Origin of the sequence: Streptomyces sp. NPDC005435 (genome assembly GCF_040703155.1) — a bacterium.
Taxonomy (GTDB): domain Bacteria; phylum Actinomycetota; class Actinomycetes; order Streptomycetales; family Streptomycetaceae; genus Streptomyces.
Window position 1 is genome coordinate 134,343 of sequence record NZ_JBEXEQ010000018.1, and the last position, 14,367, is coordinate 148,709.

Below are 14,367 nucleotides of genomic sequence, written 5' to 3' on the forward strand. Positions count from 1 at the left end.
CCCGGGACGGCCTCGGCGGGCTGACATCTCATGATTTCCCGTCCCGGCCGAGGACCACTCGAAAGACACTCCCCAGGTGGTCCCTGGTTTCTCCCGGATGCGGGGGAGAGTCGGGCGGGCGGGGTCCCGTAGGGGTGGCCCTGAGGGGTCCGCGTCCCCTAGGGGCCGCTCTGGGAGTTTCCAGGGGCCGCCCTAGGAGTTCAGGTACGTCAGCACCGCCAGCACCCGCCGGTGGTCCCCGTCGCTCGGGGTCAGGCCCAGCTTCAGGAAGATGTTGCTGACGTGCTTCTCCACCGCGCCGTCGCTGACCACCAGCTGCCTGGCCACGGCCGAGTTGGTCCGGCCCTCGGCCATCAGCCCCAGCACCTCGCGCTCGCGCGGGGTCAGCCCGGCCAGCACGTCCTGCTTCCGGCTGCGGCCGAGCAGCTGGGCGACGACCTCGGGGTCGAGGGCCGTACCGCCCCCGGCGACCCGGACCACCGCGTCCACGAACTCGCGCACGTCGGCGACCCGGTCCTTGAGCAGATAGCCCACGCCCCGGCTGGACGCGGCCAGCAGTTCGGTGGCGTACCGCTCCTCCACGTACTGCGAGAGGACCAGCACCCCGAGCCCCGGGTGCGCCTTGCGCAGCTCTACGGCGGCCCGTACGCCCTCGTCGGTGTGGGTAGGGGGCATCCGTACGTCCGCCACCACCACGTCGGGCAGCTCGCCCGCCGCGCTCAGCTCGGTCACGGTCTTGACCAGCGCCTCCGCGTCCCCGACCCCGGCCACCACCTCGTGACCCCGGTCGGTCAGCAGCCGGGTCAGCCCCTCCCTGAGCAGCACCGAGTCCTCGGCGATGACCACACGCACCCTGTTCTCCACGATCTCCCGGCCCCCTGCGGTCCGCTGCGACACCTTCTCCGCCATGCGGAGAAGCATCCCGCAATCCTGGGGGTGCGGGGGGTTCCCTGTTGTGGTTCGGTCCGGGCGGGGCCGCGACGGGAGCGGGTCCCCGCGAGGCCGCCGGCTCGGTTCTACTGCGGCTGCCGGCCAGGTTCCGCTGCGGTCATCGGCTGGGTCCGGTGAGGTCGCCCGGCTGGGTCCGGCCATGGACGCCGGCTGTGCCTCGCGGGAGCGTCCGGCTCGGTCCGGTCGGGGGCGTCGGCCAGGTTCCGCTGCGGTCGTCGGCTGGGTCCGGTGAGGTCGCCTGGCTGGGTCCGGCCATGGACGTCGGCTGTGCCTCGCCGGCACGTCCGGCTTGATCCCGCCGGGGGCGTCGGCCGAGTCCCGTGACGGTGTCCGGCTCGGTCACGGCGGGTGCGCCAGCCTGGTCCTGCGGCGGCGTCCGGGCCGGCCCGGGCGGGACCGTCGGCTGTGCCTGGCCGGCGCGTCCGGCGCGACCCCGCTGTGGCTGCCGGCCAGGTCCCGTTGCGGCTGCCGACCAAGTCCCGCTGTGACTGCCGGCCGGGTCTCGCGAGGCCGCCCGGCTTCGTCCGGCTGGGATCACCGGCTCAGCCTGGTGGGTGGGTCCGGCCAGGTCTCGTCAGGGCTCCGGCTCAGCCTGGTGGGTGGGTCCGGCCAGGTCCCGTCAGGGTCCCCGTTCAGTCCCGCCAGGGGAGTTCCGCCGTGATCCGGGTCGGGCCGCCGGGTGGGGAGTCGATGACGAGGAGGCCGTCCACGGCGCCCAGCCGGGCCGACAGGCCGGCCAGTCCGGACCCCTGGGCGGGGTCGGCGCCGCCCACGCCGTCGTCCGTGACCAGCAGCATCAGGCGGTCGTCGGTGCGCCAGAGGTCGACCGAGGCGTGGCGGGCCCGGCTGTGTTTGCTGATGTTCTGGAGGAGTTCGGAGGCCGTGTAGTACGCGATGCCCTCGATGGCGGCGGCGGGACGGCTCGGCAGGTCGGTCGTGACCGTCACGGGGACCGTGCAGCGGGCGGCGACGGCGGAGAGGGCGGGGTCGAGGCCCCGGTCCGTGAGGACGGCGGGGTGGATGCCCCGGGCCAGGTCGCGCAGCTCCCGCAGGGCCGTCTTCACCTCGCCGTGCGCCTCGTCCACCATGCGGGCGGCCGCCTCCGGGTCCTCGCGCAGCTTCTCCTTGGCGAGCCCGAGGTCCATGGCGAGGCTGACCAGCCGCGCCTGGGCCCCGTCGTGCAGGTCCCGCTCGATGCGCCGCAGGTCCGCCGCCGCCGTGTCCACCACGGTCCCGCGCCCCGACTCCAGCCGCTCCACGCGCTGCGAGAGCCGCGAGGGGCCGAGCAGCCCGCGTACCAGCAGCCCGTCCACCGTGGTCAGCCCCCGCAGCACCCACGGCGTGAGCAGCGTGAGCACCAGGCCGAGCAGCGAGGTCACGGTGATCTCGAAGGGGTTGTCCAGGTACACGCTGTGGTGCGCGTCGCCGTAGAGCTGGATGCCGCCCTGACCGGCGTACATCGGGAACACCCAGAACCACAGCGGGTACGTCAGCAGCGCCCAGCCGTACGTCCAGAAGCTGATCCCGACCGCGAACGAGAACACCGCCCAGGGGAAGCGGAGCAGCGCGAAGAGGAGGTTCCGCCAGGAGCTGCCGCTCTTCAGCACGGCGCCGATCCAGGCGAGGGCGCCGGGTCCGCGTACGGTCAGCGGCTCGGGCTCGTCCACCCGGACCCGCAGCAGCCCGCGCGCCCGCGCCCGCTCCAGCGCCCCGAACCCCCGGCAGCCGGCCAGCCCCAGCGCCAGCACCGGAATCCCGACGAACGTCACCAGCAGCCCCGCGCCGAGCGACACCGCCGTCACCGCCCACACGAACATCACGATCGCGATCGGCAGGCTCAGCAGGACGTACCCGAACTCCCGCCAGGTCCGCCCCTCGAACGGCGCCCGCAGCCCGGCGGGCACGCGATGCCCCCGCTCCTCGGGCACGCGGAGACTCCGGTACCCCTGTCCGTCGTACTCGCTGGCCATCGCCGTGGTCCGTCCTCTCGTCGCATGGGCGTCGAACCGTGCGCCCAGCGTCCCGCCCGGCGGGTCTCCGGGGCCATGACGTGGGCCGGTGTCCCCGGACGGGGGTTTTCCCCACCGTCAGGGCGGGGCGCGACGGTCAGTCCCGGGCGTCGTAGCCGGCGCGGGCCGCGCGCACCTCGGTCATGTGGTCCTCGGCCCAGTCCTTGATCGCGCGCATGACGGGCAGGAGGGAGCGGCCGAGCGGAGTGAGCTCGTAGTCGACCCGGACCGGGACGGCGGGGGTCACGGTCCGGGTGACCAGGCCGTCGCGCTCCAGGTGCCGGAGCGTCTGGGTGAGCATCTTCTGACTCACCCCGGCCAGCCTGCGCCGCAGGTCGCTGTACCGCTTCGGGCCGTCGGCGAGCGCGGTGACCGTGAGGCTGACCCACTTGTCGGCGATGCGGTCCAGGAGCTGACGGGCGGGGCATTCGGCGAGGTAGGCGTCGTACTCACGCTTCGCCTCGGCCCTGCGCCGCGCGGCGGTACGGGTGGGCATGGCTCTCCTTCCGGTGCCCTGGGCACCTCGAAGTACGTACTTCCCGTTGGAGAGTAGCCCTCCCTACGGTGAGCGACATGAGCGTTGGACACACGGACGGGACGATGCGGGCGACGGTGGCCCGGGGGTACGGCGGGACCGAGGTGCTGGAGACGGTGACGGTCGCGCCGCCGGAACCAGGGCCCGGACAGGTACGGATCAGGGTCGAGGCGGCGACGGTCAACCCCGTTGACCTGGCCACCCGTTCCGGCGCGCTGGTCGAGGCCGGGCTGATGGCGGCGCGGCCGCGCACGGGCCTCGGCTGGGACGTGGCGGGCGTGGTCGACCGGCTCGGGGCCGGGGTGACGGCGTTCGCGCCGGGGGATCCGGTGATCGGGCTGCGCGATCTGCTGGACGTGTCGCTGGGGACGTACGCGGAGTACGTGGTGCTGGACACGACGGCGGTGGCGCCGGCGCCGCGCGGTGTGTCTCCGGCGGCCGCCGCGACCCTGCCGCTGAACGGCCTCACGGCGGCGCAGTCCCTGGACCTGCTGCGGCCGGCCCCGGGGGACACCTTGCTGGTGACCGGGGCGGCCGGCGCGGTGGGCGGCTTCGCCGTGGAACTGGCGGTACGGCGTGGAGTCCGGGTCATGGCCCAAGTGGGCTCTGCGGACCGGGAGTTCGCATACGGTATCGGCGCGGAGTGGATCGTGGGCCGGGACGCCCTGGACCTTGCGGCCGAGGTCCGTCGGCTGGTCCCCGGCGGTGTCGACGGAGTCCTCGACACGGCCGGTCTCGGCATCCGGGCCCTCGCCGCCGTCCGCACGAGGGGCGCCTACGTCACGGCGGCCGTGGGCACGGCGCCGCCCCCGCTGCGCGGCATCCGGGTCCACGAGCAGTGGATCAGCGCGGACGGAGCGGCCCTGGCCCGCCTCGCCGCGCTGGACCTGACCCTGCGCGTGGCGGACGTACTTCCCTTGGACCGCGCGGCCCAGGCGCAGGAGCGGCTGGCGGAGGGCGGCCTTCGGGGGCGGCTGGTGCTGGCGCCCTCGGTGCACTAGGGCGCCCGCTCCTACGCCGGCCGGTCCCGCCAGGGCAGTTCCGCCGTGATCACCGTCGGGCCGGCCGGCGGGGAGTCGATCACCAGGAGGCCGTCGACCGCGCCGAGGCGTTCGGTGAGGCCGTGGAGGCCGCCGCCGGGGGATGCCGTCGCGCCGCCCGTCCCGTCGTCGCGGACCTGGAGCATGAGGCGGTCGTCGGTGCGCCAGAGGTCGATGGAGGCGTGGCGGGCCCGGCTGTGCTTGCTGATGTTCTGGAGGAGTTCGCTGGCCGTGTAGTACGCGATGCCCTCGATGGCGGGGGCCGGGCGGGTGGACAGGTCCGTGGTGACGGTCACCGGGACCGTGCAGCGGGCGGCGATGGAGGAGAGGGCCGCGTCGAGGCCCCGGTCCGTGAGGACGGCGGGGTGGATGCCCCGGGCCAGGTCGCGGAGTTCGCGCAGCGCGGTCTTCACCTCGCCGTGCGCCTCGTCGACCATGCGGGCGGCCGCCTCGGGGTCCTCCAGGAGCTTCTCCTTCGCCAGCCCGAGCCCCATGGCGAGGTTGACCAGCCGGGCCTGGGCCCCGTCGTGCAGATCCCGCTCGATGCGCCGCAGGTCCGCCGCCGCCGTGTCCACGACCACTCCCCGGTCCGACTCCAGCTCGGCTATCCGCCGCTCCAGCTCGTCCGACGGCGACAGCAGACCCCGCGCCAGCGCCCGGTCCACGTTCGTCAGCCCCCGGGCGATGAACGACAGCACCGGCCAGAGCACGAACAGCGAGGTCAGGACCGTGCAGAAGGTGAAGATGCCCCAGGGCAGCCGGATGAAGAAGTAGAGCAGCGTCCGCCAGCCCACCGGATCGCGCAGTACGAGCCACAGCCGCCGCGACAGCTTCCGGTCCCGCCCGCGCAGCAGCGACAGCGACGACGGCTCGGGCACCCGCACCCCGAGCAGCCCGCGCACCCGCTCCCGCTCCAGCCGCCCCAGCAGCCGCGCGCCCAGCAGACAGCCCGCGAGCAGCGGCAGCCCCAGCACCGTCACCGTCAGCCCCGCGCTGACCGAGACCAGGGTGACGACGTAGACGAACCCGAACACCGCCACCGGCAGGTTCAGCAGCAGATGCGCGATCTCCTTCCAGGTGGGGGCGCCGAAGGGGAGGCGGGCGGGGGGCAGGGGGTCGGAGTCGGGCCGGGGGCCGGGGGCGGGCGCGCGGGTGTCGGTCCGGAGGGCACCGGCACCCCGGAGTGGCTCGGCGTGGTGATCGACGTCGGCGACCCGGGGGGCATCGTCCCCGTCCCGGCCCGCGGCGGAGGCGGCAGCGGTCATGGCGGTCAGCCTGCCGTGCCCGACACCCCCCGCGCCATGCGGCAGTCCGCCTTCCGCCCCCGGGGGAAAACCCCACCCCACGCCCCGCCCGGCCCCTCTCAGCGCGTGACGACCTGCTTACCGCTCCTTTGCCAGGGCCTAGACTCCCGTGCATACAGACCCTCGGATCGCGTCACGCCACGCGGTTCACAGGGGTCACCCAGGGCACGCGGAACACACAGGTCAGGGAGCGAGGAGAAGGACGGTGCGGGAGACGTTGGGGGACTCGACGGTCGCCGCGGCCAGCCTCGCGGCGGGCCACCCCGGGTCGTACTTCGGGTCGTACTCGGTCGTGGGGCTGCTCGCCGTCGTCGGCGTGCTCTTCGTCGCGGTCGCCTTCGGCGCGGGCCGGCTGCTGCGGCCGGTCGTCCCCACCCCCGAGAAGCTCATGACGTACGAGTGCGGCGTGGACCCGGTCGGCGAGGGCTGGGCGCACACCCAGGTCCGCTACTACGTGTACGCCTTCCTGTACGTGATCTTCGCCGTCGACTCGATCTTCCTGTTCCCCTGGGCGACGGTCTTCGCCGCCCCCGGCTACGGCGCGACGACCCTCGTGGAGATGTTCGTCTTCCTGGGCTTCCTCGCCGTCGGCCTGCTGTACGCATACAAGAAGGGCGTCCTGACATGGACGTGAACCCGGCCGCCGCCTCTGCGCCGGTGTCGCTCCCCGACCCGGTACTGCTGCCCGAGCCGAAGAGGCTCGGCGCGCTCGCCCGGCTCGCCCCCGAGCCGATGAAGGTCGTCCTCAACTGGGGCCGACGCTACTCCCTCTGGGTCTTCAACTTCGGCCTCGCCTGCTGCGCGATCGAGTTCATCGCCGCGTCGATGGCCCGGCACGACTTCATCCGCCTCGGCGTCATCCCCTTCGCGCCGGGCCCCCGCCAGGCCGACCTGATGGTCGTCTCCGGCACGGTCACCGACAAGATGGCGCCCGCCGTGAAGCGGCTCTACGAGCAGATGCCCGAGCCGAAGTACGTCATCTCCTTCGGCGCCTGCTCCAACTGCGGCGGCCCGTACTGGGACTCGTACTCCGTCACCAAGGGCGTCGACCAGATCATCCCCGTCGACGTGTACGTCCCGGGCTGCCCGCCGCGTCCCGAGGCGCTCCTCCAGGGCATCCTGAAGCTCCAGGAGAAGATCGCGCGCGAGTCGCTCAGCGAGCGGTACGGCTCCGCCCGGCCTTCCACCGCCGCCCTCCAGAGCGGCCTGGTCAAGCCGCCTTTGATGCCTTCCTCCGTCGAGGGGGACGCGCGATGAGTACGACCGGCTGGCTGCCCGCCGGCACCGAGGAACTGTTCGGAGCGGGGGCCACGGCGGAGGAGTCGTACGACGTCCTCACGGTGGACGTGGCCCCGGAGGCGTGGCTCGACGCCCTGGAGACGGCGCGTACGACCCTGACCTGCACGTACTTCGACTGGCTGAGCGCGGTGGACGAACCCGGCACCGGCTTCCGCGTGTCCGCGCACGTGGTGGCCCTGGGTCCGGTACGGCGCCTGCTGCTGCGGACGACCGTGCCCCACTCGGCACCGGTCCTGCCGTCCGCCGTCGGCGTCTACGCCGGTGCCGCCTGGCACGAGCGCGAGACCCACGAGATGTTCGGCGTCGACTTCACGGGCCACCCCGGCCTGGAACACCTCCTCCTCCCCGAGAACTTCGAAGGCCACCCCCTCCGCAAGGACTTCGTCCTCGCCGCCCGCGTCGCCAAGGCCTGGCCCGGCGCCAAGGAGCCCGGCGAGTCGGAACACGGCACCCCCAAACGCCGCCAGATGCTCCCGCCCGGCGTCCCCGACCCGAACGAATGGGGCCCCCTGAAGGGCCAGCTCCCACCTGCACCGACGCGCGAACGCCCTGCGCGAGCGGGGGCGGGGGACCGTCCGGTGCGCCGCACGCGCTCGGTGTCGGAGGGCTCGGCAAGCCAGGAGGCGGCTGCGGCGGGTGAACGTCCGGCACGGCGCACCCGTTCGGCTTCGGAGGGTTCGGCGAGTCAGGTGCCTTCGGCGCCGGAGGGTTCGGCAAGTCAGGAGGCGGCTGCGGCGGGTGATCGTCTGGCACGTCGTACTCGCTCGGCTTCGGAGGGTTCGGCGAGTCAGGTGCCTTCGGCGCCGGAGGGTTCGGCGAGCCAGGTGCCTTCGGCGCCGGAGCGTCCGGCGCGGCGTACGCGCTCGGCGTCGGACGGTTCGGCGAGCCAGACGGCGCCTGCGGCCGGGGAGCGCCCGGTACGGCGTACCCGCTCGGCGTCGGAGGGTTCGGCGAGCCAGATCGCGGGGGCGCCGGAGGCCGCTGAGCCGGCGTCGGCCGGGACGGCTGGTGCTGCCGACGGCTCTGCCGGTTCTCCCGGGGCCGCGCCGACCGGCGAAGCCGCCGCTTCGGCAGGGGCTGCGGGGTCCAGGCCGGCCGACGGCCCTGCCGGTACCGACGTTGCCGGATCGGCGGACGGAACCGCCGACGCCGTACGCCCTGCTGATGCCACGTCGGCAGACGAGACCGCCGGAGGCACCCGGCCCCGCCGCACGCGGAGCGCGAGCGAGGGTTCGGTGAGCCAGGCGTCCGGTACGGACCGCCAGGACACGGAGTCCGCACCGGAGACCCCGACGCCGTCCGAGACCCCGCCGCCGGGGGAGTCCCGTACCCCGGGCCGCCCGCGCCGCACGCGCAGCGCCTCCCAGGGCTCCGCGTCCCAGCAGACGCCCACCCCCGAGCCTCCGGCCCGCCGCACCACGGCTCCACGCAGCGCGGACGCCCCCTGGCACCACGCCCGCCCGGCCTTCGACGAACCGACCTCGCAGGACACCCCGGAACCGACCGAGCCCCCACAGGCCGACCAGCCCCCGGCCCCCAAGCCGGAGGACACGCCGGCCTCTGAGCCCAGCCCTGCCCCGGACAGCACACGGGAACGTGGCGCGACTTCGACCCCGTCGCAGGCGCCGGATCACGCGGCCCCGCCCGAGCAGGCCTCTGAGTCCAGGCCGGAGTCGGACAACGCGCCGGAGTCCGACGCGACTTCGGTCCCGTCCCGGGCGCCGGAGCGGACAGGCGACTCGGCCCCGGCCTCTCACCGGACCCCCGAGCCGGACCACGCGGCCCCGCCCGAGCATGCCTCTGAGTCCAGCCCGGAGTCGGACAACGCGCCGGAGCCCGACGCGACTTCGGTCCCGTCCCGGGCGCCGGAGCGGACAGGTGACTCGGCCCCGGCCTCTCACCGGACCCCCGAGCCGGACCACGCGGCCGCGCCCGAGCAGGTCTCCGAGCCCAGCCCTGCCCCGGCCCCCAAGCCGGAGGACACGCCGACCCCTGAGCCGAGCCCGGCGTCGGACAGCGCACCGGAGCCCGACGCGACTTCGGCCCCCTCCCAGGTGCCGGAGCCGACCCGCGACTCGGCCTCGGCCCCCGGCCGGGCCCCCGAGCCGGACCGGGCCCCCGAGCCCACCCCGGAATCGGACAGGGGACGTGCGTCCGGTGCGGTTCGCTCCGTAGAGCCGGCCCCGGAACAGGTGGGGGAGCGGCCCGCGAGCCAGACGCCCGAGCCGGGCCACGCCTCAGGCACCGCCCAGGCCCCCGGTTCCGGCCAGGCTCCGGACAACGCGCGCCGGCCCGGCCCGGCCCCGGCCCCCGGGCAGACCTCGGACTCGGCCGCCGACTCCGACCACGCCCCCGAACCGGACCGGACCTCCGACCCCGACCCGGCCCCGGACCCTGGGCAGACCCCGGACCCGGCCGCCGCCCCGGCCCCCACACCGGACCCGGACCGAACCCCCGGGCCCGGCCATGACCCGGCCCCCGAGCCCGGCCATGACCCGGCCCCCGGCCACCCCGCCGAGCCCGCTCAGACCCCGGACCGCCCCGCGCGCTCCGACCCCCCAGCTCCCGAACCCCCCACCCCCGACACCCCCTCAGGAGGCCCGCAGTGAACGACGCATGGCCCGTCGCCCTGCGGCTCCTGATCGTGTTCGGTGTGTTCCTGACCTTCCCGCTGATCGTGGGCCAGACCGAGCACAAGGTGATGGCCCACATGCAGGGCCGGCTGGGCCCGATGTACGCGGGCGGGTTCCACGGCTGGGCCCAGCTCGTCGCGGACGGGGTGAAGTTCGCACAGAAGGAGGATGTCGTACCGGCGGGAGCCGACCGGCGGATCTTCCAGCTGGCACCGGCGGTGGCGCTGCTGCCGTATCTGCTGGTGCTGCTTGCGATCCCGATCGGACCGGGCAGCGGCGCGGTAGGGCAGGTGATCGACGCGGGGATCTTCTTCGTGCTCGCGGTGATGGGCGTCGGCGTGCTCGGCTCGCTGATGGCCGGCTGGGCGAGCGCGAACAAGTTCTCGCTGCTCGGCGGCCTGCGGACGGCGGCGCAGCTGCTGGCGTACGAGCTGCCGATGCTGCTCGCCGCCGCGTCGGTGGCGATGGCGGCGGGGACGGTCTCGCTGCCCGGCATTCTCGACGCCTTCCACTGGTGGTGGGTGCCCTGGCAGCTCATCGGCGCGGTCGTCTTCTTCGTGGCCGGACTCGCGGAGCTGCAACGCCCGCCGTTCGACATGCCCGTGGCGGACTCGGAGATCATCTTCGGCGCGTACACGGAGTACACCGGCCTGAGGTTCGCCCTGTTCCTGCTCGCGGAGTACGCCGGGATCGTCGTGCTGTGCGGCCTGACCACCGTCCTGTTCCTCGGCGGCTGGCACGGCCCCTGGGGCGCCGACGGCCTCGGCTGGGTGTGGACCCTGCTCAAGACCGCGGTGCTCGCGTTCCTCGTGATCTGGCTCCGCGTCACCTACCCCCGCCTGCGCGAGGACCAGCTCCAGAAGCTCTCCTGGACCCTCCTCGTCCCCCTTTCCCTCGCCCAGATCGCCCTCACCGGCGTCGTCAAGGTGGTGATCTCCTGATGCCCCGTATCCCCGGCTCCGGCCTGGCCAAGGGCCTGGCCGTCACCCTGCGCACGATGACGAGGAAGACCGTCACCGAGCGGTACCCGGACGTCGAGCCCGACCTGCCGCCCCGCACCCGCGGAGTCATCGGCCTGTTCGAGGAGAACTGCACGGTCTGCATGCTGTGCGCCCGCGAGTGCCCCGACTGGTGCATCTACATCGACTCCCACAAGGAGACGGTCCCCGCCGCCACCCCCGGCGGCCGCGAGCGCAGCCGCAACGTCCTGGACCGCTTCGCCATCGACTTCTCGCTCTGCATGTACTGCGGCATCTGCATCGAGGTCTGCCCCTTCGACGCGCTGTTCTGGTCACCGGAGTTCGAGTACGCCGAGACCGACATCCACGAACTCACCCACGAGCGCGACAAGCTCCGCGAGTGGATGTGGACGGTCCCGGCGCCGCCCGCCCTGGACCCGCACGCGGAGGAGCCCAAGGAGATCGCCGCCGCCCGCAAGACCGCCGACAAACTGGCCGCCGCGCAAGCGGCCGAGGCAGCCGAGGCAGCCGAGGCCGCCCAAGAAGCAGAGACCGCAGAGAAGTCCACCGAGCAGGAAGGAGAGTCGTGAGCCCCGCCCCGGCCGTACTGGCCGCCGCCGCCCCCCACGGCTTCCTGTCCCCGACCGGCGTCGAGATCGCCTTCCTGCTCGTCGGCCTCGCCACCTTCGGCGCCGCGCTGATCACCGTCACCACCCGGCAGCTGGTGCACGCCGCCCTGTGGCTGGTGGTCGCGCTCGGCGGGCTCGCCGTCGAGTACCTCCTGCTCACCGCCGAGTTCATCGCCTGGGTGCAGGTCCTCATCTACGTCGGTTCCGTCGTCGTCCTCCTCCTGTTCGGGCTGATGCTCACGCGGGCCCCCATCGGCCGCTCCCCGGACGCCGACTCCGGCAACCGCTGGGCCGCGCTCGCCGTCGCCGTCGGCGCCGCGGGCGCGCTGGTCTGGGTGGTCGTGGACGCCTTCCGCGCCACCTGGATCGACCTGGACGGACCGGCCGCCGGCACCACCCGCGTCACCGGCGAGAGCCTCTTCCGCGGCTGGGTGCTGCCCTTCGAGGCGCTGTCCGTGCTCCTCCTGGCCGCCCTGGTCGGCGCGATCGTCCTGTCCCGCAAGGCCCCGGCCGACCAGGACGAGACCCCCGGCGCCCCCAGCCTCACCAAGGCCCCCGGCGTCCCGGGCCCCGCCAAGTCCCCCGGCAGCCCCACGCGGACCGCCGCCGGGCCCACGCAGCCCCCCGGCGACCAGGAAGGCGCCCGCTGATGCACCTCGCCTACCCCGCCGTACTCTCCGCCCTCCTCTTCTGCACCGGCCTCTACGGCGTCCTCGCCCGCCGCAACGCGATCCTGGTCCTGATGTCGGTCGAGCTGATGCTCAACGCCGTCAACCTCAACCTCGTCGCCTTCGACGTCTGGCTCAGCCGCGCCGCCCGCGACACCCTGCACTCCGGGCAGGCGCTGACCCTGTTCACCATCGCCATCGCGGCCGCCGAGATCGGCATCGGCCTGGCGATCGTGCTCGCCGTGTACCGCAACCGGGGCACCTCCGACATCGACCGGCTCCGTGACACCGCCGAGGGCCCCGACGCCGCCCCGGGGGCCGAGAAGGCTGAGGCCACCGCGTGACCACGACCACCCTCGCCGCCCTCGTCCCCGTCCTGCCCTTCCTCGGCGCCGCCGCCGGACTGCTGCTCGGCCGCACCGCGCCCGGCTTCGTCCGGCCGCTCGCCGTACTGCCCGTCCTCGCCTCCCTCGTGCTGACCGCGCTCGTCGCGGCCCGCCAGGGCGGCGGCCGGGCCCTGGACGCGTCCACCCTGCTGACGCCCACCGGCTCCGTACCGGTCGACCTCGCCCTGCACATCGACGGCTTCGCCGCGCTCGTCGCCGTCCTGGTGGCCTTCGTCGCGAGCTGCGTGCAGATCTACTCGACCGGCTATCTGCGCGAGGACCCCCGCTACCCCTCGTACGCGGCCCTCGTCTCCCTCTTCACCTCCGCCATGCTTCTCGTCGTCTACTCCGGCGACCTGATCGTGCTGCTGGTCGGCTGGGAGGTCATGGGCATCTGCTCCTACTTCCTCGTCGGCCACTACTGGGAGACCCCGGAGGCTCGCGCCGCCTCCCTGAAGGCGTTCCTGGTCACCAAGCTCGGCGACGTGCCGTTCCTCATCGGCCTGTTCGCGCTCGGCACCGACGCCGGGTCCTTCCGCATCACCCGCGTCCTCGCCACGGTCGCGAGCGGCGGACTCGACCACCCGACCCTGATCGCCCTGCTGCTCCTCGCGGGCGTGGCCGGCAAGTCGGCGCAGTTCCCGCTGCACACCTGGCTCCCGGACGCGATGGCGGGCCCCACACCCGTCTCCGCGCTGATCCACGCCGCGACCATGGTCGCCGCCGGTGTCTACTTCATCGCCCGTCTCCTGCCCGTCTTCGAGGCGTCCGCCGCCGCGATGGTGGTCCTCGCCGCGATGGCCGCCGTCACCATGGTGGGCTCCGGCCTCTCCGCGCTCGCCCAGGACGACATCAAGCGCGTCCTCGCCTACTCGACCATCGGCCAGCTCGGCTACATGACCGGCGCCCTCGCCGTCGGCGACCGGGGTGCCGCCGTCTTCCACCTCCTCGCGCACGGCGCCTTCAAGGCGCTGCTGTTCCTCGCCGCCGGAGTGGTCATCCACGCCGGCGGCACCAACTCGCTCGCCGCCATGTCCCGCATGAGCCATCTGCGCGACCGCGTCCCGGACGCCTTCTGGACGATGACCGTGGCGCTGCTCGCGCTCGCCGCGATCCCGCCGTTCAGCGGCTTCTTCTCCAAGGAGTCCGTCCTCGGCGCCGCCGAACACACCGCCACCGGGCACGAGGGTCCGGTCCCCGGCGCCGCGGGCTGGATCGTCCTCGTCGCCGGTCTCGTCACGGCCCTCCTCACCGCCGCGTACGCGACCCGGCTGTGGCTGCTCGCCTTCCGCGGCCGGGGCGCCGAGGCCCCGGAGCACGTCCGTGAACCGCTCACCATGACCGTGGTGCTCTGGGTGCTCGCCGTGCCCTCGCTGGCCTTCGGCGGACTCGCCTACCGCACGCTGCCCGGCTGGTTCGACGGCCGCGGCCTCGCGCCCACCCTGCTCACCTCCGTCCTCGGCACCGGCCTCGCCGTCGTCGGCGCACTGCTCACCTACGGCGTCTGGCAGCGCACCTCCGCCCGCGCCGCCCGCGTCCCCCTGGGCGCCGTCGCCGCGCACCCCGAGGGCGACGCCGGCCAGGTGGAGGCCGAGGCCATCGCCGCGCACGAGCCGGCCTACGGCGACATCGCCCGCGCCCCCGACCCGGCGGACCCCGCGCGCGTCCTGCTCGGCCCGCTGTTCAGGCCCGCCGCGAGCGGCTTCCACCTGGACGCCGTGTACTCCGCGCTGTTCGTCCGCCCGGTCCTCGCCGCGGCGAGCCTCGTACGCTTCCTCGACCGCGAGGTCGTCGACACCTACGTACGCGGCGCCGCCGCCCTGCCCCGGCTGCTCGGAGCCGCCGTACGCCGGGCACAGACCGGCAACGTCCAGACCTATGTGAGCGCGCTGCTCGCCGGCACCGTCGTCCTGACGGTCGCCGTCCTCCTCGTCGCCTCGGGAGCGTGAGCAGG

Annotated in this window: 13 protein-coding genes; 9 read left to right on the forward strand and 4 right to left on the reverse strand. The window is 74.1% G+C overall.

Annotation, left to right across the window (positions count from 1 at the left end; all coding sequences use genetic code 11):
• Positions 1–192: 192 nt before the first annotated feature.
• The 3 genes from AB0898_RS23300 to AB0898_RS23310 all read right to left on the reverse strand — a co-directional run bounded on the left by AB0898_RS23300 (position 193) and on the right by AB0898_RS23310 (position 3,456).
• Positions 193–864: a response regulator transcription factor gene (locus tag AB0898_RS23300; protein ID WP_366804932.1), complete on the reverse strand. Its 672-nt coding sequence runs from the start codon at positions 862–864 to the stop codon at positions 193–195.
• 719 nt (positions 865–1,583) lie between these two features.
• Entirely contained in the window at positions 1,584–2,921 is a 1,338-nt protein-coding gene (locus AB0898_RS23305; protein ID WP_366804902.1) for a sensor domain-containing protein, read from the reverse strand.
• Between the two features lie 136 nt (positions 2,922–3,057).
• Positions 3,058–3,456 carry a helix-turn-helix domain-containing protein gene (locus AB0898_RS23310; protein ID WP_366804903.1) on the reverse strand — a complete coding sequence of 133 codons (399 nt, stop codon included), beginning with the start codon at positions 3,454–3,456 and terminating at the stop codon, positions 3,058–3,060.
• A gap of 77 nt (positions 3,457–3,533) precedes the next feature.
• Between AB0898_RS23310 and AB0898_RS23315 the strand changes: the two genes are divergently transcribed.
• The gene (locus AB0898_RS23315) at positions 3,534–4,496 is read left to right on the forward strand and encodes an NADP-dependent oxidoreductase (RefSeq protein WP_366804904.1); all 963 of its coding nucleotides are present in this window, start codon (positions 3,534–3,536) and stop codon (positions 4,494–4,496) included.
• Positions 4,497–4,507: 11 nt separating this feature from the next.
• On the opposite strand, the gene AB0898_RS23320 is transcribed toward AB0898_RS23315, so the two are convergent.
• A complete protein-coding gene (locus AB0898_RS23320; protein ID WP_366804905.1) occupies positions 4,508–5,800 on the reverse strand; it encodes a sensor domain-containing protein in 1,293 nt (430 codons plus the stop codon).
• A 244-nt stretch (positions 5,801–6,044) separates the two neighbouring features.
• Here AB0898_RS23320 and AB0898_RS23325 point away from each other — a divergent pair, with 244 nt between their 5' ends.
• The 8 genes from AB0898_RS23325 to AB0898_RS23360 are packed head-to-tail and all read left to right on the forward strand — an operon-like array spanning position 6,045 to position 14,362.
• Positions 6,045–6,473, forward strand: coding sequence for an NADH-quinone oxidoreductase subunit A (locus tag AB0898_RS23325; RefSeq protein ID WP_407078388.1), 429 nt, complete (start codon positions 6,045–6,047; stop codon positions 6,471–6,473).
• A complete protein-coding gene (locus AB0898_RS23330) occupies positions 6,464–7,096 on the forward strand; it encodes an NADH-quinone oxidoreductase subunit B family protein (RefSeq protein ID WP_366804906.1) in 633 nt (210 codons plus the stop codon). The genes AB0898_RS23325 and AB0898_RS23330 overlap by 10 nt, the downstream gene beginning before the upstream one ends.
• Positions 7,093–9,747 (forward strand): NADH-quinone oxidoreductase subunit C, encoded by a 2,655-nt coding sequence (locus AB0898_RS31890; protein ID WP_407078389.1) that lies wholly within the window; start codon positions 7,093–7,095, stop codon positions 9,745–9,747. Before AB0898_RS23330 ends, AB0898_RS31890 begins: the two co-directional genes overlap by 4 nt.
• On the forward strand, positions 9,744–10,712 hold the full coding sequence (locus AB0898_RS23340; protein ID WP_366804907.1) for a complex I subunit 1 family protein: 969 nt from the start codon (positions 9,744–9,746) through the stop codon (positions 10,710–10,712). Before AB0898_RS31890 ends, AB0898_RS23340 begins: the two co-directional genes overlap by 4 nt.
• Positions 10,712–11,320: an NADH-quinone oxidoreductase subunit I gene (locus AB0898_RS23345; protein WP_366804908.1), complete on the forward strand. Its 609-nt coding sequence runs from the start codon at positions 10,712–10,714 to the stop codon at positions 11,318–11,320. The genes AB0898_RS23340 and AB0898_RS23345 overlap by 1 nt, the downstream gene beginning before the upstream one ends.
• Entirely contained in the window at positions 11,317–12,009 is a 693-nt protein-coding gene (locus tag AB0898_RS23350; protein ID WP_366804909.1) for an NADH-quinone oxidoreductase subunit J, read from the forward strand. Before AB0898_RS23345 ends, AB0898_RS23350 begins: the two co-directional genes overlap by 4 nt.
• Positions 12,009–12,371: an NADH-quinone oxidoreductase subunit NuoK gene (gene nuoK, locus AB0898_RS23355; RefSeq protein ID WP_361117919.1), complete on the forward strand. Its 363-nt coding sequence runs from the start codon at positions 12,009–12,011 to the stop codon at positions 12,369–12,371. Before AB0898_RS23350 ends, nuoK begins: the two co-directional genes overlap by 1 nt.
• Positions 12,368–14,362 (forward strand): NADH-quinone oxidoreductase subunit L, encoded by a 1,995-nt coding sequence (locus AB0898_RS23360; RefSeq protein WP_366804910.1) that lies wholly within the window; start codon positions 12,368–12,370, stop codon positions 14,360–14,362. The genes nuoK and AB0898_RS23360 overlap by 4 nt, the downstream gene beginning before the upstream one ends.
• Positions 14,363–14,367 lie beyond the last annotated feature (5 nt).